This window comes from Xanthomonas hortorum (assembly GCF_011305375.1).
GTDB classification, from domain to species: Bacteria; Pseudomonadota; Gammaproteobacteria; order Xanthomonadales; family Xanthomonadaceae; genus Xanthomonas; species Xanthomonas hortorum_E.
On sequence record NZ_VCME01000004.1, the window covers coordinates 490733 to 515543 of the forward strand.

At 65.3% G+C, this 24811-nt stretch carries 23 protein-coding genes and 1 other RNA gene; 9 read left to right on the forward strand and 15 right to left on the reverse strand.

The window, feature by feature from the left end:
- Window positions 1-116 precede the first annotated feature (116 nt).
- From ftsA to mraZ, 13 genes are all read right to left on the reverse strand, one after another.
- Complete coding sequence (gene ftsA / locus FFY45_RS05315; RefSeq protein WP_003485272.1) at window positions 117-1352, reverse strand: cell division protein FtsA; 1236 nt, start codon at window positions 1350-1352, stop codon at window positions 117-119.
- A complete protein-coding gene (locus FFY45_RS05320; RefSeq protein WP_176339632.1) occupies window positions 1349-2185 on the reverse strand; it encodes a cell division protein FtsQ/DivIB in 837 nt (278 codons plus the stop codon). The genes ftsA and FFY45_RS05320 overlap by 4 nt, the downstream gene beginning before the upstream one ends.
- A gap of 169 nt (window positions 2186-2354) precedes the next feature.
- Complete coding sequence (locus FFY45_RS05325; RefSeq protein ID WP_176339633.1) at window positions 2355-3311, reverse strand: D-alanine--D-alanine ligase; 957 nt, start codon at window positions 3309-3311, stop codon at window positions 2355-2357.
- Window positions 3308-4741: a UDP-N-acetylmuramate--L-alanine ligase gene (gene murC / locus FFY45_RS05330; protein ID WP_176339634.1), complete on the reverse strand. Its 1434-nt coding sequence runs from the start codon at window positions 4739-4741 to the stop codon at window positions 3308-3310. Before murC ends, FFY45_RS05325 begins: the two co-directional genes overlap by 4 nt.
- Window positions 4738-5955: an undecaprenyldiphospho-muramoylpentapeptide beta-N-acetylglucosaminyltransferase gene (gene murG / locus FFY45_RS05335; protein WP_176339675.1), complete on the reverse strand. Its 1218-nt coding sequence runs from the start codon at window positions 5953-5955 to the stop codon at window positions 4738-4740. The genes murC and murG overlap by 4 nt, the downstream gene beginning before the upstream one ends.
- A gap of 56 nt (window positions 5956-6011) precedes the next feature.
- Window positions 6012-7388 carry a putative lipid II flippase FtsW gene (gene ftsW, locus FFY45_RS05340; protein ID WP_176339635.1) on the reverse strand — a complete coding sequence of 459 codons (1377 nt, stop codon included), beginning with the start codon at window positions 7386-7388 and terminating at the stop codon, window positions 6012-6014.
- On the reverse strand, window positions 7388-8473 hold the full coding sequence (gene mraY, locus FFY45_RS05345; RefSeq protein WP_023902725.1) for a phospho-N-acetylmuramoyl-pentapeptide-transferase: 1086 nt from the start codon (window positions 8471-8473) through the stop codon (window positions 7388-7390). Before mraY ends, ftsW begins: the two co-directional genes overlap by 1 nt.
- Entirely contained in the window at window positions 8463-9956 is a 1494-nt protein-coding gene (locus FFY45_RS05350) for a UDP-N-acetylmuramoyl-tripeptide--D-alanyl-D-alanine ligase (RefSeq protein WP_176339636.1), read from the reverse strand. Before FFY45_RS05350 ends, mraY begins: the two co-directional genes overlap by 11 nt.
- Complete coding sequence (locus FFY45_RS05355; RefSeq protein WP_176339676.1) at window positions 9953-11428, reverse strand: UDP-N-acetylmuramoyl-L-alanyl-D-glutamate--2,6-diaminopimelate ligase; 1476 nt, start codon at window positions 11426-11428, stop codon at window positions 9953-9955. Before FFY45_RS05355 ends, FFY45_RS05350 begins: the two co-directional genes overlap by 4 nt.
- Window positions 11429-11436: 8 nt before the next feature.
- A complete protein-coding gene (locus tag FFY45_RS05360) occupies window positions 11437-13305 on the reverse strand; it encodes a peptidoglycan D,D-transpeptidase FtsI family protein (RefSeq protein WP_176339637.1) in 1869 nt (622 codons plus the stop codon).
- 136 nt (window positions 13306-13441) lie between these two features.
- On the reverse strand, window positions 13442-13705 hold the full coding sequence (ftsL, locus tag FFY45_RS05365; RefSeq protein WP_005991913.1) for a cell division protein FtsL: 264 nt from the start codon (window positions 13703-13705) through the stop codon (window positions 13442-13444).
- Entirely contained in the window at window positions 13702-14760 is a 1059-nt protein-coding gene (rsmH, locus tag FFY45_RS05370) for a 16S rRNA (cytosine(1402)-N(4))-methyltransferase RsmH (RefSeq protein ID WP_176339638.1), read from the reverse strand. Before rsmH ends, ftsL begins: the two co-directional genes overlap by 4 nt.
- Window positions 14761-14774: 14 nt before the next feature.
- Window positions 14775-15221: a division/cell wall cluster transcriptional repressor MraZ gene (gene mraZ, locus FFY45_RS05375; RefSeq protein ID WP_006452803.1), complete on the reverse strand. Its 447-nt coding sequence runs from the start codon at window positions 15219-15221 to the stop codon at window positions 14775-14777.
- A gap of 323 nt (window positions 15222-15544) precedes the next feature.
- On the opposite strand from mraZ, the gene FFY45_RS05380 reads away from it, so the two are divergent.
- The 3 genes from FFY45_RS05380 to FFY45_RS05390 are packed head-to-tail and all read left to right on the forward strand — an operon-like array spanning window position 15545 to window position 16922.
- Window positions 15545-16306: an NRDE family protein gene (locus FFY45_RS05380; RefSeq protein ID WP_176339639.1), complete on the forward strand. Its 762-nt coding sequence runs from the start codon at window positions 15545-15547 to the stop codon at window positions 16304-16306.
- Between the two features lie 50 nt (window positions 16307-16356).
- Entirely contained in the window at window positions 16357-16608 is a 252-nt protein-coding gene (locus FFY45_RS05385) for a type II toxin-antitoxin system CcdA family antitoxin (protein WP_170118487.1), read from the forward strand.
- Entirely contained in the window at window positions 16605-16922 is a 318-nt protein-coding gene (locus FFY45_RS05390) for a CcdB family protein (protein ID WP_115039784.1), read from the forward strand. Before FFY45_RS05385 ends, FFY45_RS05390 begins: the two co-directional genes overlap by 4 nt.
- A 274-nt stretch (window positions 16923-17196) precedes the next feature.
- On the opposite strand, the gene rnpB is transcribed toward FFY45_RS05390, so the two are convergent.
- Window positions 17197-17546: RNase P RNA component class A (gene rnpB / locus FFY45_RS05395), an RNA gene on the reverse strand.
- A 145-nt stretch (window positions 17547-17691) separates the two neighbouring features.
- On the reverse strand, window positions 17692-18513 hold the full coding sequence (gene rsmI, locus FFY45_RS05400) for a 16S rRNA (cytidine(1402)-2'-O)-methyltransferase (protein ID WP_176339640.1): 822 nt from the start codon (window positions 18511-18513) through the stop codon (window positions 17692-17694).
- Window positions 18514-18595: 82 nt separating this feature from the next.
- On the opposite strand from rsmI, the gene FFY45_RS05405 reads away from it, so the two are divergent.
- The 6 genes from FFY45_RS05405 to FFY45_RS05430 all read left to right on the forward strand — a co-directional run bounded on the left by FFY45_RS05405 (window position 18596) and on the right by FFY45_RS05430 (window position 24810).
- The gene (locus FFY45_RS05405) at window positions 18596-20326 is read left to right on the forward strand and encodes a penicillin-binding protein activator (RefSeq protein WP_255171858.1); all 1731 of its coding nucleotides are present in this window, start codon (window positions 18596-18598) and stop codon (window positions 20324-20326) included.
- A 4-nt stretch (window positions 20327-20330) separates the two neighbouring features.
- Entirely contained in the window at window positions 20331-20699 is a 369-nt protein-coding gene (locus tag FFY45_RS05410; protein ID WP_006451851.1) for a YraN family protein, read from the forward strand.
- Window positions 20700-20715: 16 nt separating this feature from the next.
- Window positions 20716-21255: a metal-dependent hydrolase gene (locus FFY45_RS05415; protein ID WP_176339678.1), complete on the forward strand. Its 540-nt coding sequence runs from the start codon at window positions 20716-20718 to the stop codon at window positions 21253-21255.
- Window positions 21252-22649 (forward strand): FAD-binding oxidoreductase, encoded by a 1398-nt coding sequence (locus tag FFY45_RS05420; RefSeq protein ID WP_176339641.1) that lies wholly within the window; start codon window positions 21252-21254, stop codon window positions 22647-22649. The genes FFY45_RS05415 and FFY45_RS05420 overlap by 4 nt, the downstream gene beginning before the upstream one ends.
- Window positions 22650-22752: 103 nt before the next feature.
- Window positions 22753-23316 carry a lysozyme inhibitor LprI family protein gene (locus FFY45_RS05425; protein ID WP_080949626.1) on the forward strand — a complete coding sequence of 188 codons (564 nt, stop codon included), beginning with the start codon at window positions 22753-22755 and terminating at the stop codon, window positions 23314-23316.
- A 9-nt stretch (window positions 23317-23325) separates the two neighbouring features.
- Window positions 23326-24810 (forward strand): XVIPCD domain-containing protein, encoded by a 1485-nt coding sequence (locus FFY45_RS05430; protein WP_176339642.1) that lies wholly within the window; start codon window positions 23326-23328, stop codon window positions 24808-24810.
- The last annotated feature ends 1 nt before the right edge of the window (window position 24811 follow it).

Genomic DNA, 24811 nt, shown 5'->3' on the forward strand with positions numbered 1-24811 from the left:
GCCTGCAAAAAATTTTACCGCCTACCCGCTCGCCGCTCTCTACTTAATCCTTGCTGCCACTCTGCTTTTCTTTCGCTCTTACCAATCCCAAATCCCGAATCCCCAATCCCGGCCCCTCAGAATTCGCCGCGATACCAGTTCTTCAATTTCTTGAACAAACTCCCGGCACGTCCGGTCGGGATCGACGGACGACGCGGGTGTTCGATCTGGCTGCCCATCAGCAACAGGCCCACGCCGGAGGCGTGCACCGGGTTGCCGACGACTTCGCCCAGGCCGGTGACGTGCTGGGGAATGCCCACGCGCACCGGCATCTGCAGCATTTCTTCGGCCAGTTCGACCACGCCTTCCATCTTCGACGCGCCACCGGTGAGCACCATGCCGGCGCGCACCATCTCCTCGAAACCGGAGCGGCGCAATTCGGCCTGCACCATTTCGAAAATTTCTTCGTAACGGCCCTGCACCGCCTGCGCGAGTGCATGCCGCGGCATGCGGCGCGGCGGGCGGTCGCCGACCGAGGGCACCTGGATGCTTTCTTCGGCGGTTGCCAGCTGCGCGAGCGCACAGGCGTAGCGGACCTTGATCTGCTCGGCTTCCGGGGTCGGCGTGCGCAGCATGTGCGCGATGTCGTTGGTGACGTGGTCGCCAGCGATCGGTAGCGATGCGGTGTGGCAGATCGCGCCCTGCACGTAGACGGCCAAGTCGGTGGTGCCGGCACCGATATCCACCAGCACCACGCCCAGTTCGCGTTCGTCGGCGGTCAATACCGCCACCGACGATGCGAGCGAGGACAGCACCAGATCGTCGACCTGCAAGCCGCACTTCTGCACGCACTTGGTGATATTGGCCGCGGCCGACTGCGCGCATACCACCAGATGCGCATGCACCTCCAGGCGCACGCCGGTCATGCCGACCGGATTGCGGATGCCTTCCTGCGAATCGTCCAGCACGTATTCGCGCGGGATCGCATGCAGGATGCGCTGGTCGGCAGGAATGGCCACGGCCTTGGCCGCATCCAGCACGCGCTCCAGATCGCTCCAGGTCACTTCGCCGTCGCGGATCGGCACGATGCCGGGCGAGTTCTTGCACTGCACGTGGTTGCCGGAGATCGAGGCGTACACCGAGCGGATTTCGCAGCCGGCCATCAGCTCGGCTTCTTCGACTGCGCGCTGGATCGACTGCACGGTGGATTCGATATCCACCACCACGCCGCGCTTGAGACCGCGCGACTCATGCGAACCGATGCCGATCACTTCGATCGGATTGCCGGGCGAGTACTCGCCGACCAGCGCGACGACCTTGGAGGTGCCGATGTCCAGTCCAACGATGAGGGATTTGTCGCCTTTGCGGTTCATGTCTTAAAGCCGGGAATAGCGAATGGGGAATGGGGAATGGTCAACAGCGGTGTACGGAGGCGTAGAGAATTCAGGACCAGCGTGTGCGGCGCAGCGGGCGACGCCGGCTTGGGTTTTTTATCCATTCCCGATTCCCCATTCTCCATTCGTCGTTCGACCGTGAAGCCATTGGTGTAGCGCAGGTCGGCGCGGGCGATCGGGCGTTGCGGGTCGGCCAGTTGCGGCAACACGCGGGCGAAGCGCTGCAGGCGTGCGCGCGCATCGTCGCGGCCGATCACGATCTGCACGCCGTTGCTCAGTCCCAGAGACCAGCTGCCGCGTGCGTCCATTTCCAGGCGCTCCACATCCAGCCCGGTCGGCGCGAACAGCGCGCGCGATTCGTTGTAGAGCGCCACCACGTCCTGCGTCTTGCTGTCCGGGCCGCCGAGTTGCGGCAGCTTGAAGTCCTTCAACAACGGCGGGGTGCGGAACAGCCGGCCCTGCTCGGACAGCATGCGGTCGGTGCCCCAGCGCGCGAACGGCTTGTGCTCGGTGACGCGCACTTCCAGCACGTCCGGCCAACGCTTGCGCACCTGTGCACTTTCCACCCACGGCAACCGTGCGATGGCGTCCTGCGCGTTCTGCAATTTCACTGCGAAAAAACCCGAGCGCGCATACGGCAGCACCACCGCACGCAGCTCTTCGGCCGGCACCCGCTTGAAGTCGCCGGAGACCCGCAACCGCGCCAACGGCCAACGCTCGGCGCCGACCCAGCCATTGAGCACAGCCACCACAGGCAACGCGACCAGCGTCACCGCGATCAACCAGGCCAGGATGCGCAGGGTGGCGTTCATGGGCGCGCTCCGCGCGCGGAATTGGTGATTCGGGATTGGGGATTGGCAACAGCGCGAGCTGCGCTCGCGTGATTGGAGATTGGGGATTGGGGATTTGTAACGGCAATAGCAACAGCGCACGCGGCGTCGCTGTTCACCAATCCCGAATGGCGATTCCCCAATCCCGTCTTCATAGCGTCTGCTCCAGCACGCGCCAGACCAGTTCTTCGAAATCGATACCGAGCTGGCGCGCGGCCTTGGGCACCAGCGAGTGGCTGGTCATGCCCGGAGCGGTGTTCACTTCAAGCAGATACAGCTGGCCGCTGGCGCGGTCGCGCATCACGTCCACGCGGCCCCAGCCACGTGCGCCGGCAGCGCGGAAGGCGTCGAGTGCGAGCTGGCGGAGTTGCGTTTCGGCATCGCCTTCCAGGCCCGGGCACACGTACTGGGTGTCGTCGGCCACGTACTTGGCGTTGTAGTCGTACCACTGGCCCTTGGGCACGATGCGGATCGACGGCAGCGCGACCTCGCCGAGCACGGCCACGGTGAGTTCGTCGCCTTCGATCAGCTGTTCCATCAGCAGCGCGCCGTCGTAACGCGCCGCCAGCACCACGGCTTCTTCGAGCTGGGCCTGGTCGAACACGCGGCTGATGCCGACGCTGGAGCCTTCGTTGGCAGGCTTGACGATGACCGGCAGGCCAATCTGCTGTGCGGCAGCCTGAATTTGATCGGCGCTGGCGCCGGCGGCCAGACGCGCATAGCGCGGCGTGGACAGGCCCAGCGACAGCCACACCTGCTTGGTGCGGATCTTATCCATGCTCAGCGCCGAGCCGAGCACGTTGGAGCCGGTGTACGGCACCTTGAACGCTTCCATCAGGCCTTGCACGATGCCGTCTTCGCCGCCGCCGTTATGGCCGTGCAGCACGTTGAAGACACGGTCGAAACGTTTTTCGACCAGGGCCTGCGCCAGTGCCGGAATGCCATCGACCGGCTGTGCATCGACGCCGCGCGCGCGCAGTGCATCGAGCACGTTGCTGCCGGAGTTCAACGACACTTCGCGCTCGGACGAGGTACCGCCGAGCAGCACGGCGACACGGCCGAACGCAGCCGGATCGGTGCCGCGCACGTTGGCGACCGTCGCGCTCATGCAGCCGCTCCGGTGAAGCCGTTATTGATGATGTGCTGGGCCACGTAACCGATATCGCCGGCACCCATCATCAGCAACAGATCGCCGTCCTGCAGCACGTCCGGCAACACTTCGGCCAGGCCCGAAATCTGGCCGACCACCACCGGCTCGCTGCGGCCGCGCGCACGGATGGCACGCGCCAACGCACGCGAATCGGCGCCGGGAATCGGCACTTCGCCGGCCGGGTAGACTTCGCTCAACACCAGCGCATCGACGGTACTCAACACCGCAGCAAAGGCGTCGAACTGATCGCGGGTACGGCTGTAACGATGCGGCTGGAATGCGACCACCAGACGCTTGTCCGGCCAGCCACCGCGGGCTGCGGCGAACACCGCTTCCAGCTCGCGCGGATGGTGGCCGTAATCGTCGACCACGCGCACGCGTGCACCGGTGCTGGTGGTGACTTCGCCCAGATCGTTGAAGCGACGGCCGATGCCGGCGAAGTTTTCCAGCGCACGCGCAATGGTTTCCGGCGCCACGCCCAATTGCCAACCGATCGCCGCTGCTGCCAGTGCATTGAGCACGTTGTGACGGCCCGGCAGTGCGAGCGTCACCGGTGTGGTGGTGCCTTCGGGCAGGCGCAGCGTGAAGCGCATGCGCGGGCCGTCCTGCACCACATCTTCGGCGCGCACGTCGGCGTTTTCGCTCATGCCGTAGCTCATCACGTGGCGCGGCGTCTTGCTGGCCAGCGCGGCCACTTCCGGGTCGTCGATGCACAGCAGGGCCAGACCGTAGAACGGCAGGCGCTGCAGGAATTCTGCGAATGCCGCCTGGATGCGCGAGAAATCGTTGCCGTAGTTTTCCAGGTGATCCGAATCGATATTGGTGATCACCGCCATCAACGGATTCAGGCGCAGGAAGCTGCCATCGCTCTCGTCGGCTTCGGCAACCAGCCACTGGCCGCCACCGAGTTTGGCGTTGGCACCGGCAGCCAGCAACTGCCCGCCGATGACGAAGGTCGGATCCAGCCCGCCTTCGCTCAGCACGGCCGCCGCCAGACTGGTGGTGGTGGTCTTGCCGTGCGTGCCGGCCACCGCGATACCGCGACGGAAGCGCATCAGCTCGGCCAGCATCGCCGCACGCGGCATGATCGGAATGCGCTGGCTGCGCGCTTCCATCAGCTCGGGGTTGTCTTCGCGAATCGCGCTGGACACCACCACGCAATCGGTGCCGAGCACATTGGCCGCCGAATGCCCGCGCATCACCCGCGCACCCAGCTTGGCCAGCCGACGTGTGGCCGCGTTATCGGAGTTGTCGGAACCGGAGACTTCATAGCCCAGCGTCAGCATCACTTCGGCAATGCCGCTCATGCCGGTGCCGCCGATACCGACGAAATGCACGCGCGGGAACGCACGCACCAGATCGCCGCTGTCCTGCAGACGGCGGATCACGCGGCACCTCCTGCGGAGGTGCGAATCGGGACTCGGGAATCGGGAATCGTATGAAGCGGAGCGCCAGCGGCGACGGATACTTGGTCGGTGCGCTTGTCTGCGTGCATCAATTTGTGTTCCTGCAAGTGTTCTGAGCTCTGCCCATTCCCCATTCCCGATTCACCATTCCCGGCTTCCTGGAGGATGATGTCGGCGATGCGTTCGGCGGCATCCGGCTTGGCCAGGGTGCGGGCGGCTTGTGCCATCGACAGGCGGCGCGCGGGGTCGGCGAGCAAGGTCTGCAAGACCTGCTGCAGACGCACTGCCAGGGTGTCGTCCTGCTTGAGCAGCACGGCGGCGTCGGCGCCGACCAGGTATTCGGCATTGCGGGTCTGGTGATCGTCGACGGCGGCCGCGAAGGGAACCAGCACGCTGCCGATACCGGCGGCACACAGTTCGGCCAGCGTGGAGGCACCGGCACGGCACACGACCAGATCGGCCCAGGCGTAAGCAGCCGCCATGTCGGCGATGAAGGGTTCGACACTGGCGTTGACGCCGGCCTGCGCGTACGCCGCTTCGGCTTCGGCGCGCAGCTTTTCGCCGCACTGATGACGCACGTCGACATCCGGGTGACCGAGTGCCGCCAGTGCCGCCGGCACGGCTTGATTCAATGCGCGTGCACCCTGGCTGCCGCCGAGGACCAGCATGCGTACCGGGCCACCACGACCGACCAGGCGCAGAGCCGGCACGGGGAGCGCTGCAATTTCCGCGCGCACCGGATTGCCCACCGCTTCTTCGCCAGCGAAGCTGCCCGGGAAACCGGTCAACACGCGACGCGCGAAACGCGACAACACCTTGTTGGTCATGCCGGGTGCACGATTTTGTTCGTGCACCAGCAACGGCACGCCGAGCAGACGTGCAGCCATGCCGCCCGGGCCGGCCGCAAATCCGCCGAAGCTGATCACCGCACGCGGCTGGCGCTTGCGCAGTACGAAGCCGGCGGCGCGCACCGCGCGCATCACCCGTACCGGCGCGCCGAGAAGTTTCACGATGCCTTTGCCGCGCAGCCCGGTGATGGCCAGCGTGTCGAGTTGAATATCGTGCTGCGGCACCAGGCGGGTTTCCATCGCGCCATCGGCGCCGAGCCAAGTCACCGGCACGCCACGCGCGCGCAGCACCTTGGCCACGGCCAGGCCCGGGAAGATATGCCCACCGGTTCCGCCAGCCAGAATCATCACCGGCCGAACAGCAGACTGCGCGGGCGCTTGTGCGGGATTGGCGTGCTTATTACTCACGCGATCCTCCCGAACGTCGGTTCCACACGCGGCTGCATGCGGCTGGTGCCGCGCAGGATGGCCGATGCCGGCGCCACCGATGCTGCAGCGACCGGTGCGGGTGCGGGCGCAGCGGCAGCCACGGTGTCGCGCTGCGGTTTGCGCGCTGGCGCATACGCCGGCGGCACTGAGTCGACCACCGGCTCGGCAGGCTCCGCCGACGGCGCGCCTGCACCCTGCGGCGACAACTTGCTGCGCAGACGCTCGGCGCGATCCATTTCGTAGGACACGCGCAGCAGCAAGCCCATCGCCACGCAGGTCATCAGCACCGACGAACCGCCGGAGGAAATCAGCGGCAAGGTCAGGCCCTTGGTCGGCAGGATGCCCAGGTTCACGCCCACCGAGACGAAGCTCTGCAGGCTGATCCACAGACCGATGCCGAAGGCGATGTAGCCGGAGAAATGACGCTTCATTTCCACGCAGCGCATGCCCAGCCAGAACGCGCGGCCAACCAGTAGCGCGTACAGCGAGATCACCCCGCACACGCCGACAAACCCGAGCTCTTCGGCAATCACCGAAAAAATGAAATCCGTATGCGCTTCGGGCAGGTAGTTGAGCTTTTGCACCGAGGCGCCCAGGCCCACGCCGGTCCACTGGCCGCGGCCGACCGCCATCAAGGCGTTCGACAACTGGTAGCCGGAGCCGAGCTGATCGGCCCACGGATCCAGGAACGAGGTGATACGGCGCAGGCGGTACGGTTCCAGGATCGCGATGAAGGCAAACACCGGCAGGCCGAACACGATCGGCATCGACATACGCGGCAGGTTCACCCCGCCCAGCACCAGCATGCCGGCAGTGATCGCCAGCAACAGCGTGGACGAGCCGAAGTCCGGCTGCATCAACAGCAGGCCGACCAGTGCGATCGCAACGCCTAGCGGCTTGAGCATCGCCGGCCAGGTCGCATTGACCTCGTCGCGAAAGCGCACCAGGTAGCTGGACAGCCACACGATGTAGAGCACCTTGACCGCTTCCACCGTCTGGAATTTCGACACGCCCAGATTGATCCAGCGTTTGGCGCCGTTGACGCTGCTGCCCAGGCCCGGCACGAACACCACGATCAGCAGGCCGAAGCAGGCCAGCAGCAACACCTGGTTGTACTGCTCGATGGTCTTGAGCTCGGTACGCATCGCCCAGAAGGCCAGGCCAATGCCGATGCCCAGGAACAGCAGATGGCGGGTGAGGTAATAGAACGGGTTGTCGGACAGTTCGATCGAGCTGGACGCCACCATCACCACGCCCAGCGATGCCAGGGTTGCGGCGGCGCCGAGCAGCCACGGGTCGTAGCGGCCGCCGATGGCCTCGAGTCGAGTGGCTTGACGCGCGTTGTCGTTCATCAGCGCACCTTCAACGTGGCAAGGCCGATCAGCACCAGCACCACCGAGATGATCCAGAAGCGCACGATCACGCGCGGCTCGGGCCAGCCCTTGAGTTCGAAATGGTGATGAATCGGCGCCATGCGGAACACGCGCTTGCCGGTGAGCTTGAAGCTGGCGACCTGGATGATCACCGACAGCGTTTCGATCACGAACACGCCGCCCATGATCACCAACACCAGTTCCTGACGCACGATCACCGCGATGGTGCCGAGCACCGCGCCCAGCGACAGCGCACCGATATCGCCCATGAACACCATGGCCGGATAGGTGTTGAACCACAGAAACCCTAACCCTGCCCCGGCAATCGCCGAGCAGATGATGATCAGCTCGCCGGCCCCGGGAATCAGCGGAATTTTCAGGTATTCGGCAAACACCACGTTGCCCGAGGCATACGCGAACACACCCAGCGCGCAGGCCACCAGCACGGTGGGCATGATCGCCAGACCATCCAGGCCGTCGGTCAGATTGACCGCGTTGGAGAAGCCGACGATCCAGAAGTAGGCAATGACCACAAAGCTCACGCCGGCCAACGGCAGCGCCACCGCCTTGAACATCGGAATGTAGAAGGTGATTGCGGCCGGCACATCGGCGGTGTAGTACAGGAACAGGCCGGCAGCCAGGCCGAAGATCGACTGCAGCAGATATTTCCAGCGCGACTTCAGGCCGTTGGGGTCGCGGCGCACGATCTTGATCCAGTCGTCGTACCAGCCGATCGCGCCAAAACAGAGCATCACTGCCAGCACCAACCACACATAGCGGTTACGCAGATCGCCCCACAACAGCACCGACAAGGTCACCGTCAGCAGGATCAGCGAGCCGCCCATGGTGGGGGTGCCGGCCTTGGAAAAATGCGTCTGCGGGCCGTCCTGACGGATCGGCTGGCCGCCCTTGAACTGGCCCAGCTTGCGGATCACCGCCGGGCCCATCCACAACGACAGGAACAACGCGGTCAGCGCCGCTAGGATGCCGCGGAAGGTCAGATAGTTGAACAGCCCGAACAGGCTCTCCAGTTGCTGTAGCCAACGGGCCAACTCAAGCAGCATGGGAAGTGTCCTCCGCCGCTGCGAGCAACGCGGCGACGATGCGATCCATCGCACTGCCACGCGAGCCTTTCACCAACAACGTGGGCGGGACCTGCGCCGTGGTGGCGGCAGTCTGCGCCGCCGCACCGGTGTGTTCGTGCATCGAAGAAGATTCCTGCGTTTGAGTCGGCGAAACGGCGACCTGCGCCAGATCCGCCTGCAACGCCGCGACCAGCGCGGCATGAGTGGCGAACACGCGGCCGCCATCGCCGAACGCCTGCGCGGCGGCGGCGCTGAGCTCGCCCAACGCGTACAGCCGCTGCAGCTTGGCCGCGTGTGCGCGACGCCCGGCGGCGGCATGCAGCGCCTTGCCTTCCGGGCCGAGTTCGCGCATGTCGCCGAGCACCAGCCAACCAGCGCCCGGCGCGGCAGCCAGCGTGTCGATGGCCGCATCCAGCGAACCGGGATTGGCGTTGTAACTGTCATCGATCAGCACCGCGCCGCTGGGCAGCATGTGTGCGATCTGTCGACCGGCCACCGGGCGCGCCTGCGCCAGACCGGCGGCGATGATCGGCAATGCGATACCCACGCCCAACGCCAACCCGGCCGCAGCCAGCGCGTTGAGCACGTTGTGGCGGCCCGGCAACGGCAGCGCGATCTGCGCTTCGCCTTGCGGCGTCACCAGCGTGAACTGCGCACCACCTTCCTGCAGCCGTAGCCCACGTGCAGTGATGTCGGCGCTGGCCTGCAAGCCATAACGCAACACGCGGCGACCGTGCACCGGCTGCGCATGCAATTGCTGTTCGAACCAGGCCCCGAAGGCATCGTCGGCATTGATCACCGCCACGCCATCGGCCGGCAGTGCCGCGTAGATGGCGCCCTTGGTGCGCGCGACGCCGAGCAGGCTGCCCAGGCGCTCCAGATGTGCGGGTGCGATGTTGTTGACCAGGGCTACGTGCGGCTGCGCGATGTCGGTGAGATAGGCGATATCGCCCGGCTTGCCGGCGCCCATTTCGTAGATCGCAAAGTCCGCATCGTCCGGCGCGGCGATCACCGCCAGCGGCAGGCCGATCTCGTTATTGCGGTTGCCCGGATTGGCGTACACGGTGGTGCCATCGACACGCCCAGCCTCTTCCAGGATCGACAGCAGCAAGGCCTTGACGCTGGTCTTGCCGTTGGAGCCGGTCAACGCGACCACGCGCGTGGCGCGGTCGCGCTGCATGCCGGCGGCGATACGCGCCAGCGCGAGTTCGGTGTTTTCCACCAGCACCTGCGGCACGCTCAGCGCAGGCAGCAGGCGATCCACCAGCAAACCGCTGGCGCCATGCGCCACCGCGTCTGCGGCAAAGTCGTGTCCATCGAAACGCTCGCCGCGCAGCGCCACATACAGGCTGCCGTTGGCGAGCGTGCGGGTGTCGTTGCCGACCGCATCGATCATGGCGTCGTCGCCATGCAACTCGCCGCCGGCCCAGTGGGCGATCAACGACAACGGCGTGAGCTTCATGCGCGCACTCCCAGCACGGTGCGCGGCAGCAAGGCCTGCGCCGCCACGATGGCGTCGTCGAAGGCATGCCGCACGCCGGCGACTTCCTGATATGGCTCGTGGCCCTTGCCGGCGATCAGCACGATGTCGGAGGCACTGGCCATGCTGATGGCCTGATGGATCGCCGCGGCGCGGTCGCGCTGCACGATCGCCGCGTCCGGGCGCGCAAAGCCGCGCAGGATATCGGCCACGATCGCATCGCCATCTTCGCCACGCGGGTTGTCGTCGGTGACGATCGCTACATCCGCATTGACCTCGGCGATCGCCGCCATCTGCGGGCGCTTGCCGGTATCGCGCTCGCCACCGCAGCCGAACACGCAGATCAGCCGGTCCTGCGCATGCGAGCGCAGGCTGGCCAATGCCTGTTCCAGCGCGTCGGGCGTGTGTGCATAGTCCACCACCACCAACGGGGCGCCATGCGCGCCACCGAGACGATTCATGCGACCGTGGATCGGCTGCAGCTGACCAAGCACTTCAGCGATCTGTGCCGGCGCGATGTCCAACGCATACAACGCGCCGGCGACCGCGAGCAGGTTATCGACGTTGAAGCGGCCAAGCAGCGGCGAGTGCACCGGATGCACTTCGCCATGGATGTTGAGCGCGAAATTGATGCCGTTGTGGTCCAGCTGCAGCGCCTGCGCCCGCACCATTGCCTGGGCTTGCGCGCGCGAACTCACACCGATCGCGCGCAGCGCGGGGTCGAGCGCGGCCAGCAGCGTGCGGCCGAAGTCATCGTCCAGATTCACCACAGCTGATTTCAATCCAGCGCGCGTGAACAGCTTGGCCTTGGCCGCGCCGTAATGCGCCATGTCGCCGTGGTAATCGAGATGGTCGCGGGTGAGATTGGTGAACACCGCCACGTCGAAATGCACCGCATCCACGCGGCCCTGATCGAGCGCGTGCGAGCTGACTTCCATCGCCACGGCCTGCGCGCCCTCATCGCGCAATTGCGCCAGCAACGCATGCGTGGGCAACACCAGCGGCGTGGTGAAACCGGTCGGCACGGCGCTGCCATACAGGCCAACACCCAAGGTGCCGAGCGTGCCGGTGGGCATGCCGAGCAGCGTCAACGCCTGCGCCAGCAACTGCACGGTGGAGGTCTTGCCGTTGGTGCCGGTGACGCCGACCATGCGCAGCGCCTGCGAGGGCTGGCCATGGAATTGATCGGCCATCGCGCCCAGACGCGCGCGCAAGCCGGGCACGGCGATCGCGTCGGCCGGTGCCGGCAACTCGGCAGGCGCTGGCGGCTCGAACAGCACCGCCGCTGCGCCATTGGCACGCGCCTGTTCGACGAAGCCCAGACCATGCGCGCCGAAGCCGGCGATCGCCACGAAGGCATCGCCCGCACGCACCGCACGGCTGTCCATCACCAGACCCGAGACCTGCACGTCGTGCGCGATCGGCACGTCCGGCAACAGCTGCGACAGCGGCATGGAGCGGCTCACTGGCGGCTCTCCTGCAACGGTGCGGGCTGGGCCGGCGCGGGTAGCGCGGCAGGTGCAAGTGCGGTGGGAATACCGGCAGACACTTCATCCACCGGGTCCGGCATCAACGCAGGGTCCAGCTCGGGCAGCTGCGGCTTGGCGATCGGCTGCCCGGTCTTGCCGGCGGCCTGCGCGGCCAGCCACGACTGGATGTCGTCCGGCGGCACGTCCATCAGACGCAGCGCGCCTTCCATCACCTTGTGGAACACCGGTGCCGACACCAGACCGCCGTAGTACACCTTGCCCTGCGGATCGTTGATCACGATGACCGTGGCAAAGCGCGGGCGCGTGGCCGGCACCAGACCGGCGAACAGCGCGTTGTAATGCCCGCGCTCGTACCCGTTGGCGCCGTTCTTGCGCGCGGTACCGGTCTTGCCGGCCACGTGATAGCCCAGAATGGCCGCGCCCTTGGCGCCGCCCTGGGTGACCACGGTTTCCATCATGTCGATGACCTGGCGCGCCACTTCCGGCGTGACCACCTGGCGGGTTTCGTTGTGCTGGCCGCGTACGAAGGTCGGCGGGGTCAGCTTGCCGCCGTTGCCAAGCGTGGCGTACGCCTGCGCGATCTGCAGCGGCGTCACCGACAAGCCATAGCCGTACGACATCGTGGTCTTGGACGGGCCGCTCCAGCGCGCCGGCTGCAGCACCACGCCCGAGGATTCGCCGGGAAAACCGCTATGTGGCGCGCTGCCGTAACCGAAATTGCGGATCGACTGATAGAACGTCTGATCCGGCACCTTGGCGGCAATCTTGGCCGCACCGATGTTGGAGCTGCGCGTGATCACCCCGGTGACGTTGAGCACGCCGTTGTTGCGCGGCACATCGCGGATGGTGAAGCGCCCCACGGCCATGTAGCCGGGGTTGGTGTCGATGATGGTGTCCTTGGTCACCACGCCGGCCGTCAATGCGGTGGCCACGGTGAGCGGCTTCATCGTCGAACCCGGCTCGACCAGATCGGTGACCGCGCGGTTGCGGCGCGCCGATGGATTGATGCCGGTGACCGAATTGGGGTTGTAGGTGGGCAGGTTGACCATCGCCAGCACTTCGCCGGTGGCCACATCCATCACCACCATCGAACCGCCGGCAGCATTGTTTTCGACCAACGCGTTGCGCAGCTCCTTGTAGGCCAGGAACTGGATGCGGCGGTCGATGCTCAGCGTCAGATCCTTGCCCGGCTGCGCAGGACGCACCAGATCCACGCTCTCCACGATCGCGCCGCGCGCATCGCGCACCACTTTCTTGGAGCCCGGCTTGCCGCGCAGCCATTCGTCGAAGGCCAGCTCAAGGCCTTCCTGGCCCCGGTCGTCGATATTGGTGAAGCCCAGCACATGGGCCATCGCTTCGCCTTGCGGATAGAAGCGACGGAACTCGCGCTGCGAGAACACACCGGGAATCTTCAGCTCAACAATGGCATGCGCCTTGTCCGGATTGATCCGGCGCTGCAGGTACATGAATTCCTTGCCGGCCTTCTGCGCCAGCTTGGCATTCAATTCGTCCAGCGGCTGGCCGAGTGCCTTGGCCAGCTCGGGAATGCGGTCCGGATTACGCAGCAGTTCCTGCGGATTGACCCAGATCGACTCCACCGGCGTGGACACCGCCAGCGGCTCGCCGTTGCGGTCGGTGATCATGCCGCGCGAGGTGGCGATCGGCAGCTCGCGCAGGTAACGCGCTTCGCCCTGGCGCTGATAGAAATCGCGGTTGACCAGCTGCACGAACGCCGCGCGGCCGATCAGCGTCACCGAGCACAGGCCCAGCGCGATGCCGACCAGCGTCAGACGGCCACGCAGGTTGAAGTTGCTGCGCGCGCGGTTGCGGCCGGCCTTCATGGCGCACCTCCGTGTGCGCCACCCTGCAGGCGGCTGCGCCGTGCAAAACGGCTGTCCTGCCGTTTTGTCATGGACACTCCGTGTGCGCCACCCTGCGGGCGGCTGCGCCGTGCAAAACGGCTATCCTGCCGTTGTGTCATGGGCGCACCACCACGATGTCGTTGGTCTCCGGGAACTTCATCCCGATGCGCGCACGCGCGACCTGATCGACGCGATTGCTTTCCGCCCAGGTGGCCTGCTCCAGCTGCAGCCGGCCGAATTCGATATTCAATTCATCGCGCGTGTGCTCGAGCTTGGACAACTGCACGAACAACTTGCGATGCATGTGGCGCATGTACACCACACCGATCGCCGAGGCGATGCTGCAGGCGAGCAGCACGATGAGCAGCAGGCGGCTCATGCGGCGTCTCCGTTGTGAGACGCCAGGAATCGGGAATCGAGATTCGGGAATCGGGAAGCAGCGGCGCTGTTGCCTTTGCCCATTCCCGATTCCCGATTCCCGATTCCCAGCTTCTCAGCCACCCGCAACACCGCACTACGCGCGCGCGGGTTGACGCTCAACTCGTCGAAGTCGGCTTTGACTGCGCCGGTGACCAGCTGCAGCGTCGGGACGAACGGCTGCGCTTCGGGCAGGCGGCGGTTGCTTGGCGGGGCCTTGGCGTAGCGGGCCATGAATTGCTTGACGATGCGGTCTTCCAGCGAGTGGAAGCTGATCACCGCCAGGCGGCCGCCGGGCTTGAGCGCGCCCAGGGCGGCATCCAGGCCGGCTTCCAGATCGTCCAGCTCGCGGTTGATGTAGATGCGGATCGCCTGGAAGCTGCGTGTGGCCGGATGGGTCTTGCTGTCGCCGCGCGGCATCACCGAGGCGATCAGCTCGGCCAGTTGCGCAGTGCGCAACAACGGCTGCTCGGTACGGCGCGCCACGATGGCACGTGCGATGCGGCGGCTCTGGCGTTCTTCGCCATAGGTCCACAGCACATCGGCGATGTCGCGGTCGCTGGCCTGCGCCAGCCACTCGGCCGCGCTCTGCCCGGCATCGGGGTCCATGCGCATGTCCAGCGGGCCGTCCTTGCCGAAACTGAAACCGCGCCCGGCCACATCCAGCTGCGGCGAGGACACGCCCAGATCCAGCAGGATGCCGTCGACGGTTGCCGCAGCGACCACCTGGCCCAGACCGGCAAAGCTGCCGCGATGGATGGACACGCGCGCATCGCCACCGAACGCTTGTTCGGCCACCGCGATCGCTTCGGGGTCCTTGTCCATCACCAGCAGTCGACCTCCCGGGCCAAGGTGTTGCAGCACGCCACGGGCGTGTCCGCCACGCCCGAACGTGCCATCGAGATAGGTTCCGTTTTCGATCACCTGCAGGCCATCCAGAACCTGCGTGTACAGCACCGGCACATGGGCTGCCGGCGGCTGCGACACCGGGTGACCGGGCTGCGCTTCACCGCGCATCCGGGCACCCCGGCTCACAACCTGAGATCGAGCAATTCATCGCCCAGATCCCCGTCAGACAATGTCTGCTGGATCAGTGCGCGATGTGCCTGCTCGCTCCAGAGTTCGAATTTGTCGCCCATGCCCAGCAGCACGGCCTTTTTCTCGATGCCGACCGCATTGCGGTGGCTGGCCGGGATGCTCAGACGGCCGTTGGCGTCCAGCTCCAGCATTGCGGAAGAACCCACCAGTTTCTGCTGCAGCGTGCGGACCACGCGCTGGGTATTGGGCTTGGACATCACATCGTCACGCACCCGCTCCCACTCCTTTTCCGCATACAGCCACAGACATCCGGCTTCGAACGGGTTGTAGGTGAGTACCAGGCGGTTGCCGCTCGCACGCGTGACAAGGTCGCGGTACGCGGTTGGCACCGCCATACGCCCCTTGTCGTCCACCGTGATGGCAGTCTCGCCCTGAAACACCGAATGCAACCTCGAATACCCGCTGGGGGATCATTGAACCACGAAAAACCACAAAACACCTGGTTTTCCCTCCGTTGCCCACCTTAGCAGTGCGCCGAAGGTTGTCAACAACTTTGGAGACCGCAAATCGCCAGTCGCATCAATGAGTTGCAGCACTCTTTAGAGACTTGTTCAAAGGTTATCCACAAGTTGCTGTTTCGTCTCAGATTTTGAGATTGAACAAAAGTTCAGGGGTGTGAAGGCCATGTAAACTCGACCGTGGTCTCACTTCACATTGAGCCGGCTACACGTCATGACTGCGCAAACCGGCGACAATCGGCGCCATGTGCCTGGTTGCTCTCGCCTGGAAAGCTCACCCCCGCTGGCGTTTGCTGCTGGCGGGCAACCGCGATGAATTCCACGAGCGCCCCACCGCGCCGCTGGCACGCTGGGCAGCGCCGGCCGACGGCGTGCTGGCGGGCCGCGACCTGCGCTCGGGCGGCAGTTGGGTAGGGCTGGGCAACCACGGCCGCGTCGCGGTGGTGACCAACGTGCGCGACCCGCTCGCCACCGCATCGGGGCGCTCGCGCGGTCATCTGATTGCCGATTACCTGGCCGGCAGCCTGGATGCCGCCGCCTACGCCAGCGATCTGGCAGCGGCCGCGCACGAGTTCCCGCCCTTCAACTTATTGCTGTGCGATGCCGAGCGTTGCGAGCACCTCAGCAATCACCCGCCACTGGCCCGCACGCTGGCTCCCGGCATCCATGGCATGTCCAACGGCCCGCTGGACGCGCAGTGGCCCAAGACCGCCGCACTGACTAATGCGTTGCACCACTGGTGCGCCACCGACAGCGACGACCTGCAACTCTTGTGGACCGCCCTAGGCAACCCCGCCATCGCGCCCGCGCTTCCCCACACCGGGGTGGACTTGGCCACCGAACGCCTGCTCTCGGCTGCCTTCATCACCGGCGCCAGCTACGGCACGCGCGCCAGCACCATCGTGGCGGTGGACCAGCAAGGCTGCGGCTTCATCCACGAACGCCGCTTTGGACCAAACGGGATCTTCCAAGGCGAAACACGACTGGACATCGCCGGCACGCATTGACAATCCGGCATCATGCGCATAGCGTGCGCATACTCCACTGGAGGCTGCTCATGAGCCGTTATTACGATAGTTCCGCGCAAAAGAAGCCACTGAACCTGACCATCAACTCGGACTTGGCCGCGCAGGCACGGGCGATGACTGGCAACCTGTCGGCAAAGGTCGAGGAACTGCTGGCCGAGTACGTCACAAAAGAACGCGACAGCCACAGCGCCCGAGCAATGGAGCTGCAGCGCGCTGCAAGCGAATGGAAGACCTACACCGAAGCGCACGGCTCCTTCGCAGACGAGTTCTCCACGTTATGACCGACCAGTTCGATGTCTACGCAAACGTCGGCCAGAACAAGAACATCCCTTATGTCGTCGTCGTCCAGTCGAAGATCTTCGACGCCTCACCCCGCCGCGTCGTCGTGCCCCTGGTCCGAAAGTCCACCCACTCCCCGACCCCCTCCCGCTTCACCCCGGAACTCACGGTGGCCGGCCACAGCGTCATCCTGCAACCCCTGGAAATGACCTCGGTGCCGCTGGCAGTGCTCAGCAAACCTGCCGGCTCCCTGAAAGACCAGGGCCAAACCATCATCGACGCCCTCGACGAACTGTTCACCCGCTCATTCGGCTAAGCGCCAAACACGGCCGCAGGGGAAACACCAACGCGTCGTCGGCCGCGAGGGCGAAGCCCAAGCCACGTAACGATGACCGCAGCAACCAGATCGCATTGACCGCAGCCAAGGCAAAGCGCCAAGCAGTGCACTCAAGTGCAAGCCCCCTTGAGTCAAGGGGGCGCGGCGATAGCCGCGGGGTTCTGGCGTGCCCGGAGCGGGACCCGCGTTTTGTACCGCCAACGGCGGTACGAAGCGTGGGCACCTTCGAGAAGGGCGAACGCCCGAACGAAGGTGGCGGAGCCGGCCGATAAGCCGGGTTCTGTCGTGGACAGTCATTCGTCTAGGCGCTACGTCACCGCAGCGCTCAAGCAACCTACCCGGATCCAGCGCGGGCCACGCCAATGGATCCCTATTTGGTCTTGCTCCAGGTGGGGTTTGCCGTGCCGGTCCGTTACCGGACTCGCGGTGCGCTCTTACCGCACCATTTCACCCTTACCGGCTCCCCGAAAGGAACGTAGGCGGTATCTTTCTGTTGCACTTTCCGTCGGCTTGCGCCGCCCAGGCGTTACCTGGCACCTTGCCCTATGGAGCCCGGACTTTCCTCGGCACTCTTGCGAGTGACGCGACTGTCTGGCCGACTCCGCCGGGGCGCACTATACGCTATCGCCACCTTGCAGAACGGCGCAGCGATGCCAGCCCCGCCATTGCAGGTAGGAGCGCACCTGGGCGCGAGAAGCCTTATCGAGAAATCACAGTCGCACGCAAACGTGCTCCTGCGATGGCAAACCTACCCACCATACAACGCCTTGCGCGGCGCACCGGTCAGCTCGGCGGCCAGCTTGGCGGCGGTGGACGGGGACAGGTGCTCGGCAAGCTTGGCGTAGACGCGGCGGCCTTCGGCCAACTGCCCTTCGGCGGCGTCGGCGGCGCCCTGCACCATCACCACGAACTCGCCCTTGCGCTGGTTGTCGTCGGCTTCGACCTTGGCCTGTAGCTCGGCCAGGGTACCGTCGAGCACGGTTTCGAACAGCTTGGTCAGCTCGCGGGCGATCACTGCCGCGCGCTCGTCGCCGAAGGCGCCGCGCAGGTCGGCCAGCGAGTCGACGATGCGGTGCGAGGATTCGTAGAACACCAGGGTGCGGGTCTCGCCGGCCAGGTGCGCCAGACGCTCGCGGCGGGCGGCGCTCTTGGCGGGCAGAAATCCTTCGAAGCTGAAGCGGTCGCTGGGCAGGCCGGCCACGCTGAGCGCAGCGATGGCGGCGCAGGCGCCAGGCACCGGGCTGACCCGAATCCCGGCCGCGCGCGCGGCGCGCACCAGCTTGAAGCCGGGGTCGCTGACCAGCGGGGTGCCGGCGTCGCTGACGATGGCCAGCGACTCGCCCTCGCGCAGGCGCGCGACGATGCGCTCGGACATGGCTTCTTCGTTGTGGTCGTGCAGGGCCAGCAGCGGGCGGTCGATGCCGAAATGGCCGAGCAACTGGCGGGTGTGGCGGGTGTCTTCGGCGCAGATCGCGGCCACGCCACGCAGCACCTCCTGCGCACGCGGCGACAGGTCGGCCAGGTTGCCGATCGGCGTGGCGACCACATGCAGGGTTCCGGGGGACGTCATCAGCGGTATTTCCGGGGGCAAAGGGTAGAATCGTAGCGTTTTTAACGGTCCGCCCCGGCGGGCCCCGTCCAATGGATCTGAAATGAACAAGCGTGTTGCAAGGATCTCCGCCCTGTCGCTGATGGTCATGCTGGCCGCCGGTTGCGCCACCAGCAGCGTCACCCAGACCGCTTCGCCCACGCAGAGCGCGGCGCTGGCGTTGCTGGACCAGGGCAAGCCGCGCGAAGCCGCGCAGCAGTTGGAAGCCGAGGCGGCCAGCGCCAGCGGTGCGCAGCGCAGCCGCTTGCTGGCCGCCTCGGCGTTCGGCTGGCACGACGCCGGCGATGACGCACGTGCGCGCACGCTGCTGGCGCAGGTCACCCCGCGCCATCTCACTGGCGAAGACCGCGCCCGCTTCGCGCTGTTGACCGGCGAGCTGGCGGTGATCGACAAGCAGGCCGCGCAAGCGCTGCAGGCGCTGGGCGACAGCCCGCAAGGCCTGCCGCAGCCGTTGCAGACCCGCTGGCTGCTGGCACGCGCCGCCGCATTGGAAGGCACCGGCGACCTGTTCGGCGCCGCCGCCGACCGTGCACGCGCCGATGCCAGCCTGACCGGCACTCCGCGCAGCGAAAACCAGCGCGCGATCGTGCGCCTGCTCGCCGCGCTCGACGACGCCACGCTCAAAGGCCGCACCGCCGCACTACCGGCCGGCGACCCGCTGTACAACTTCGCCGGCCGCGCCCTGATCAGCCGCGGATTGGCGCTGCCGCGTGCGTTCGAGCGCGACGCGCAGTGGGGCTTCGACACCAGCAAGCGCCCGCCGGCTGAGCGCGATGGCTACCGTCCGCCGATCAAGCTGGGCGTGCTGCTGCCGCTCAGCGGCAATCTGGCCACCGCCTCGGCGCCGGTGCGCGACGGCCTGCTGGCCGGTTACTACGCCGAAACCCGCCGCCGCCCGGAACTGCGCTTCTTCGATACCGCCGGCACCGCCGCCGGCGCCAATGCCGCCTACGACAAGGCCGTGAGCGCCGGTGTGGACTACGTGGTCGGCCCGCTGGGTCGCGACGAAGTCAGCGCGGTATTCGCACGCGGCCAACTGGCGGTGCCGGTGCTGGCGCTCAACCGCCCCACCGATAACAAGGCGCCGCCCAGCGGCAGCGCCGGCTTCTCGCTGGCGCCGGAAGACGACGGCATCATGGCCGCCGAGTACCTGCTCTCGCGCGAGCGCCGCAACGTGCTGATCGTCGGCACCAGCGACGACAACGGCAAGCGCACCATCAAGGCCTTCCGCGACCGATTTACCGAACGTGGCGGCAGCGTGGCCGGCAGCATCAGCGTGGCCGAAGTGCCGGGCGATATCGGCGCGCAGCTGCGCAATTACGGCACTGCCGATGCGGTATTCCTGGCCGTGCGCGGCAACACCGCGCGGGCGCTGGCGCCGCAGCTTGCGTTGAGCGGATTCGCCGGTAAATCGCGCGTGGGCACCTCGCAGTTGGTGGCCGGCACCGGCAAGGTCGAAGACGATTTGGCGCTGGACGGCATCATCTACCCGAGCGAAACCTGGACCGCCCTGGGCGTATCAGGCCTGCCGGCCTCCACCCAGGTCGCCAGCACGCTGCCCAGCGCACGCGGCCCCGGCGCACGCCTGTTTGCATTCGGCTACGACGCCTGGAAGATCAGCGCGTATCTGGAAAAGCTGGCCACCGGCGCCGACGGCGGCCTGCGAGGCGCCACCGGCACCCTGCATCTGGATGGCTTCGGCAACGTGTTGCGTACACCGGCGTGGTCTACCTTCAATGGTGGCCGCCCGGTGCCGATCGCCGACGGCCGCTGACGCCATGCCGGCAGCGCGTCAGCAACGTGGTGCGGCGGTGGAAGCGTTGGCACGCGCGCTGCTGGAGCAGGCCGGCCTGCGGCTGGTCGTGGCCAATGCCAACTACCGCGGCGGCGAACTCGATCTGGTGATGCGCGACGGGCAAGCGCTGGTGTTCGTGGAAGTGCGCTATCGCCGCGACAACCGCTTCGGCGGCGGCGCTGCATCGGTGGACCGGCGCAAGCGCCGCAAACTGGTGCTGGCCGCGCAAGTGTTCCTTGCCTATCACCCGGCACTGGCGAGCTTGCCGTGCCGCTTCGATGTGGTCGAAGCCAGCGGCGAGCCGCCGGTGCTGAACTGGATCCGTGACGCCTTCCGCGCCGACGACTGCTGACAACGACCCGCGCGCGATGCCCACCATCCTCACCCACGCCGCGGTGCCGCTGGCGCTCTGGTGCGCCAGCGAACGCGGCCGCCTCTCGCCACGCCTGCTCGGTGCCGGCATCGTGGCGGCGATGTTGCCGGATGCCGATGTGCTGGCGTTTGCGCTGCACATTCCCTGTGCCGATGCGTTCGGTCACCGTGGTGCCAGCCACTCGTTGGTGTTCGCCGCGGTGATTGCATTACTCGGTGGCATTGCGCATCGCGTGTTGCGTGCGGATGCGCTGCAGGCCGCAGCGTTCTTGTTTGTCTGCACCGCATCGCACCCTGTGCTGGATGCGATGACGTCCGGCGGACTTGGCGTTGCATTGACCTGGCCGTGGAGCGATGCGCGCTGGTTCGCGCCGTGGCGGCCGATTCGCGTGTCGCCATTCGCCAACGGTTTCTTCAATGCGCGCGGCCTTGCCACGCTGCTCTCCGAGCTGCGCTGGGTCTGGCTGCCGCTCACCGTCGCAGTGCTGGGGTGGAAATGCATCCAGCGCGCGGCACCACAGGATCACCCGTCATGACCGATGTGCTTCCCACCGCGCTGGCCGAACTGCTGGCCGCACGACTTGGACCCGATGGCTGGTTGACCGGCGACGATGCGCGGCGCCGCTATGGCGAAGACGATTCGCGCAGGTGGGCATTGCCCGCCGCCGTCGCCTTGCCGCGCGATACCGATGAGGTGGTCGCCATCGTGCAGGCCTGCCGCGCGCATGGCGTGCCGATCGTGGCGCGCGGCGCGGGCACCGGCACCACCGGGGCCGCGGTGCCGTTTTCCGGCGGCGTGGTGGTGTCGATGGCGCGCATGAACCGCATCCTTGCGCTGCGTCCGGCGGATCGCTGCGCCATCGTGCAACCGGGCCTGCTCAATGGCGACTTGCAACAGGCATTGCAGCCGCACGGCCTGTTCTGGCCACCGGATCCGTCCAGTGCGGACATCTGCAGTGTCGGCGGTAATCTCGCCACCAATGCCGGCGGCCCGCGCGCAGTGAAATACGGCGCCACCCGCGACAACGTGCTCGGCCTAGTCGCAGTGACCGGCACCGGCGAGGTGATCCGCTGCGGCGGTGCGTATACCAAAAATTCCACCGGCTACGACCTCACACATCTGCTGGTCGGCAGCGAAGGCACCTTGGCCATCATCGTCGAAGCGACGTTGAAGCTGACGCCACGCGCAATCGCACAAGCCGGTTTGCGCGCGCTGTATCGCGATGCGGCCACCGCTGCAGCCGCGGTGTCGCGCATCATGGCGCAACCGACCACGCCGACGATGCTGGAATTCATGGATGCCAGCGCAATCGCACTGCTGCGCCGCAACGGCAGCGATGTGCCCGATGCAGGCGCGATGTTGTTGATCGAAGCCGATGGCGATCACGACACCTTGCCTTATGCATTGCAGGCGTTGCACGACGCCGCCAATGGCGAGGGTGTGTTGAGCCTGGACGTTGCCGCCGATGGCAGCGCGCGCGACAAGTTGTGGGCGGCGCGCCGCGCGCTGTCGCCGGCATTGCGCACGATCAAGCCGGGCAAGATCAACGAGGACGTGGTGGTGCCGGTCTCGCGCATCCCCGAACTGGTGGCCGGCGTGGAAGCACTCGCTGCGGAATTCGCATTGCCCATCGTCGCCTTCGGCCACGCCGGCAACGGCAACCTGCACGTCAACATCATGTACGACCCGGCCGATGCCGACGAAGACGCACGCGCACACGCCGCATTGCCGCGCCTGTTCGCACTGGTGCTGGCGCTGGAAGGCACACTCTCCGGCGAGCACGGCATCGGCGTGGCCAAGCGCGATTTCATGACACAGGCTTTCAGTGCACCGACACTGGCGGCGATGCGCGCGATCAAGGCCGCACTGGATCCGGATGGGATTTTGAATCCGGGGAAAGTGCTGCCTTCTCTAGAAAGTTCTTCGTAGCTGTCTATAGCCCTGGCCGTGCTGGCGTCGGGCGATCGTCGCTTGATTCAAAGCGATTTCTCTGGCTAGCTTGGCTGCCAAGCGATTGCACTAGAGAATGCCTATGATCGCCACCAGAAAAAAACCCGATAGAGCCGCTTTCACACTGGGAACGGCCGCGCGATGGATAGCAACATCTGCATTGCTGTCGTTGGCAGGCTGTTCGTCGCCGGAGGCTGGCGCTGTCGCTTCAGGCCAGCCAAGCACTTCATCAACAAGAGCCAGTTCGGACTGCTCCCGCATTGCTGCAACCAAAGATCGACAAGCATGCCTGTTGGCCTTGCCGGAAGCTGACTGCAAGCTATTGGGCGCAACGTGCATCTCGTTACGTGAAACTCGTTCGATCAACGAAAAATTGACAAGAATCGAAAGGGAAATCCTCGACAAGGCGCGCGTGCGCTACGCCAGCTATGCCACTGACGATCCCGCTTATCTGGATGATCTGGAAAAGAATTTCAATGCTGCGTCTAAAGCCTGGCGCACTTATCGAGATGCCTATTGCCAGGCCGAGCCATTGGTGCAGGGCATGTCTCGCAATGAACAAGATGCCCTGACTGCAGACTGCAGCATAAACGCCACTCGGCTACGTATCGAGCAACTGGAACAGTTGATAAAAGCCATTCCTTAGGGGACGAAGATGACACAAGGATACCGCTACGACGCGTTAAGTCGTCAAAGCTTCGAAGTGCTTGCATACAACGCTGTGGGCCGTGCCAGCGAAGTGAATCTTGGCGCCGCGTACGCCTTGCAACACAGCACCGGAAATTCAGGCTGGTCTGTAGGCATTATGCAGTGGGACTTCGGTCAGCCTGGGCGGGGAGCTGCCGCCGAGGAGATGCTTCGCCACTATGCAGAGTGGGCCCCGCCTCAACAGCAGTTCAACCACGTAGAGCAAACGAACCTTCTGCAGCGCCTGCAGACCCCTGGACAAGTAGGTAATGACCTTTCGACCGCAGAGCAGGATCGACTCAACGAGTTCCTCAGGTCAGACGACGGCCGGACATTCGTTCAAGGCCTGAACGATCAGCAGGTGGACCGAAAATGGGAAGCTGTTGGACAGCCCCTTTCGCAGATAATTTGGCTGCAGAATCTCAATAGGGATCATCCCGAGAGCGCTGCCGCAATTGTTGCCGTGACCAGCAAACTTTACAACCAAAACCAAGCCCGTGGAGCATTGCTTGTCGAAAGCCTCCAGCAATCGGATGGCATGACTGCGGATGCGGTGCGCGAATGGATCGGGAATCAAGGCATTAATGGGTTAAATCCCGCTGCCAGGGCAGCGATCGTGTCCGGGCGCGATGCGACGCTTCGGGGGGTTGGCCTCGTCAACGCATTGGAACTCGGACAAGGACAAGGTAGCGAGGAATGGCAATCTAAGGTCAGGGAAGCCGACAACCCGGCCTTGGCCCAAGGGTTCAACAATGAGCCTAGCTTGCAGTTGTTTGACGCGATGTTACGAGATCCGGTGAATGGCTCCCGCATCCTCGACCGGATGGATGAAAGAACGTCTGGTCCCATCCTGACAATTACAGGTAGAAATGAACTGGCTAGAGAAGAAATTTCTCAGGTGCGAGTTGACCGCGAAGGTAGCTTGTCTGTCACCAATCCTTCAGGGGAGATCCATACTTGGGAGGGCAGAGCGTGGTCTTCTGCACTTGAACCTACCGACCCTCATTATCACCAGGGCGCACACCCCTTTGGACCGCCTGCACAATTTGCCATTGACTCACCAGCTCTCCCACAAATATTTGGACAGTGCGTGGAACATGTTCATGCGCTAGACCGCTCGATGGGGCGGTTACCAGATGATCGGAGCGATCGAGCAGCCGCATGTCTGGCTACTGAAGCAATGGCAAATGGTCTCACGCGTGTGGACCACGTAATACTTAGTACGGCCACCCCATCTAGGCAGGCGGGTCAATATCTTTTTGCGGTACAGGGAGAGCCAAGCAACCCTGCGAGTATGCGAGCTCATGTGCCAACAGAGGTTGCGATCAATACACCAGTCGAAGTATCCATCCAGCATGGTCTGGATATTCATCGGGAGCAGTTAAGCAAGCAGCAGAGCATGCAACGTGAACAGGCACAAGAACAGGAGCGCCCAGGGCCAGTTATAGGATAGA

What these genes read in the sequence shown, in the direction of transcription:
- ftsL (WP_005991913.1), bottom strand. Translation starts at nt 13,705, where the DNA reads ATGAGCCGCCTGCTGCTCATCGTGCTGCTCGCCTGCAGCATCGCCTCG.
- ftsA (WP_003485272.1), bottom strand. Translation starts at nt 1,352, where the DNA reads ATGAACCGCAAAGGCGACAAATCCCTCATCGTTGGACTGGACATCGGC.
- FFY45_RS05425 (WP_080949626.1), top strand. Translation starts at nt 22,753, where the DNA reads ATGATCGCCACCAGAAAAAAACCCGATAGAGCCGCTTTCACACTGGGA.
- FFY45_RS05350 (WP_176339636.1), bottom strand. Translation starts at nt 9,956, where the DNA reads ATGAAGCTCACGCCGTTGTCGTTGATCGCCCACTGGGCCGGCGGCGAG.
- FFY45_RS05405 (WP_255171858.1), top strand. Translation starts at nt 18,596, where the DNA reads ATGAACAAGCGTGTTGCAAGGATCTCCGCCCTGTCGCTGATGGTCATG.
- FFY45_RS05360 (WP_176339637.1), bottom strand. Translation starts at nt 13,305, where the DNA reads ATGAAGGCCGGCCGCAACCGCGCGCGCAGCAACTTCAACCTGCGTGGC.
- FFY45_RS05380 (WP_176339639.1), top strand. Translation starts at nt 15,545, where the DNA reads ATGTGCCTGGTTGCTCTCGCCTGGAAAGCTCACCCCCGCTGGCGTTTG.
- rsmI (WP_176339640.1), bottom strand. Translation starts at nt 18,513, where the DNA reads ATGACGTCCCCCGGAACCCTGCATGTGGTCGCCACGCCGATCGGCAAC.
- rsmH (WP_176339638.1), bottom strand. Translation starts at nt 14,760, where the DNA reads ATGCGCGGTGAAGCGCAGCCCGGTCACCCGGTGTCGCAGCCGCCGGCA.
- FFY45_RS05355 (WP_176339676.1), bottom strand. Translation starts at nt 11,428, where the DNA reads ATGCCGCTGTCGCAGCTGTTGCCGGACGTGCCGATCGCGCACGACGTG.
- FFY45_RS05430 (WP_176339642.1), top strand. Translation starts at nt 23,326, where the DNA reads ATGACACAAGGATACCGCTACGACGCGTTAAGTCGTCAAAGCTTCGAA.
- FFY45_RS05410 (WP_006451851.1), top strand. Translation starts at nt 20,331, where the DNA reads ATGCCGGCAGCGCGTCAGCAACGTGGTGCGGCGGTGGAAGCGTTGGCA.
- FFY45_RS05320 (WP_176339632.1), bottom strand. Translation starts at nt 2,185, where the DNA reads ATGAACGCCACCCTGCGCATCCTGGCCTGGTTGATCGCGGTGACGCTG.
- FFY45_RS05325 (WP_176339633.1), bottom strand. Translation starts at nt 3,311, where the DNA reads ATGAGCGCGACGGTCGCCAACGTGCGCGGCACCGATCCGGCTGCGTTC.
- murG (WP_176339675.1), bottom strand. Translation starts at nt 5,955, where the DNA reads ATGATTCTGGCTGGCGGAACCGGTGGGCATATCTTCCCGGGCCTGGCC.
- FFY45_RS05420 (WP_176339641.1), top strand. Translation starts at nt 21,252, where the DNA reads ATGACCGATGTGCTTCCCACCGCGCTGGCCGAACTGCTGGCCGCACGA.
- FFY45_RS05415 (WP_176339678.1), top strand. Translation starts at nt 20,716, where the DNA reads ATGCCCACCATCCTCACCCACGCCGCGGTGCCGCTGGCGCTCTGGTGC.
- FFY45_RS05390 (WP_115039784.1), top strand. Translation starts at nt 16,605, where the DNA reads ATGACCGACCAGTTCGATGTCTACGCAAACGTCGGCCAGAACAAGAAC.
- FFY45_RS05385 (WP_170118487.1), top strand. Translation starts at nt 16,357, where the DNA reads ATGAGCCGTTATTACGATAGTTCCGCGCAAAAGAAGCCACTGAACCTG.
- mraY (WP_023902725.1), bottom strand. Translation starts at nt 8,473, where the DNA reads ATGCTGCTTGAGTTGGCCCGTTGGCTACAGCAACTGGAGAGCCTGTTC.
- ftsW (WP_176339635.1), bottom strand. Translation starts at nt 7,388, where the DNA reads ATGAACGACAACGCGCGTCAAGCCACTCGACTCGAGGCCATCGGCGGC.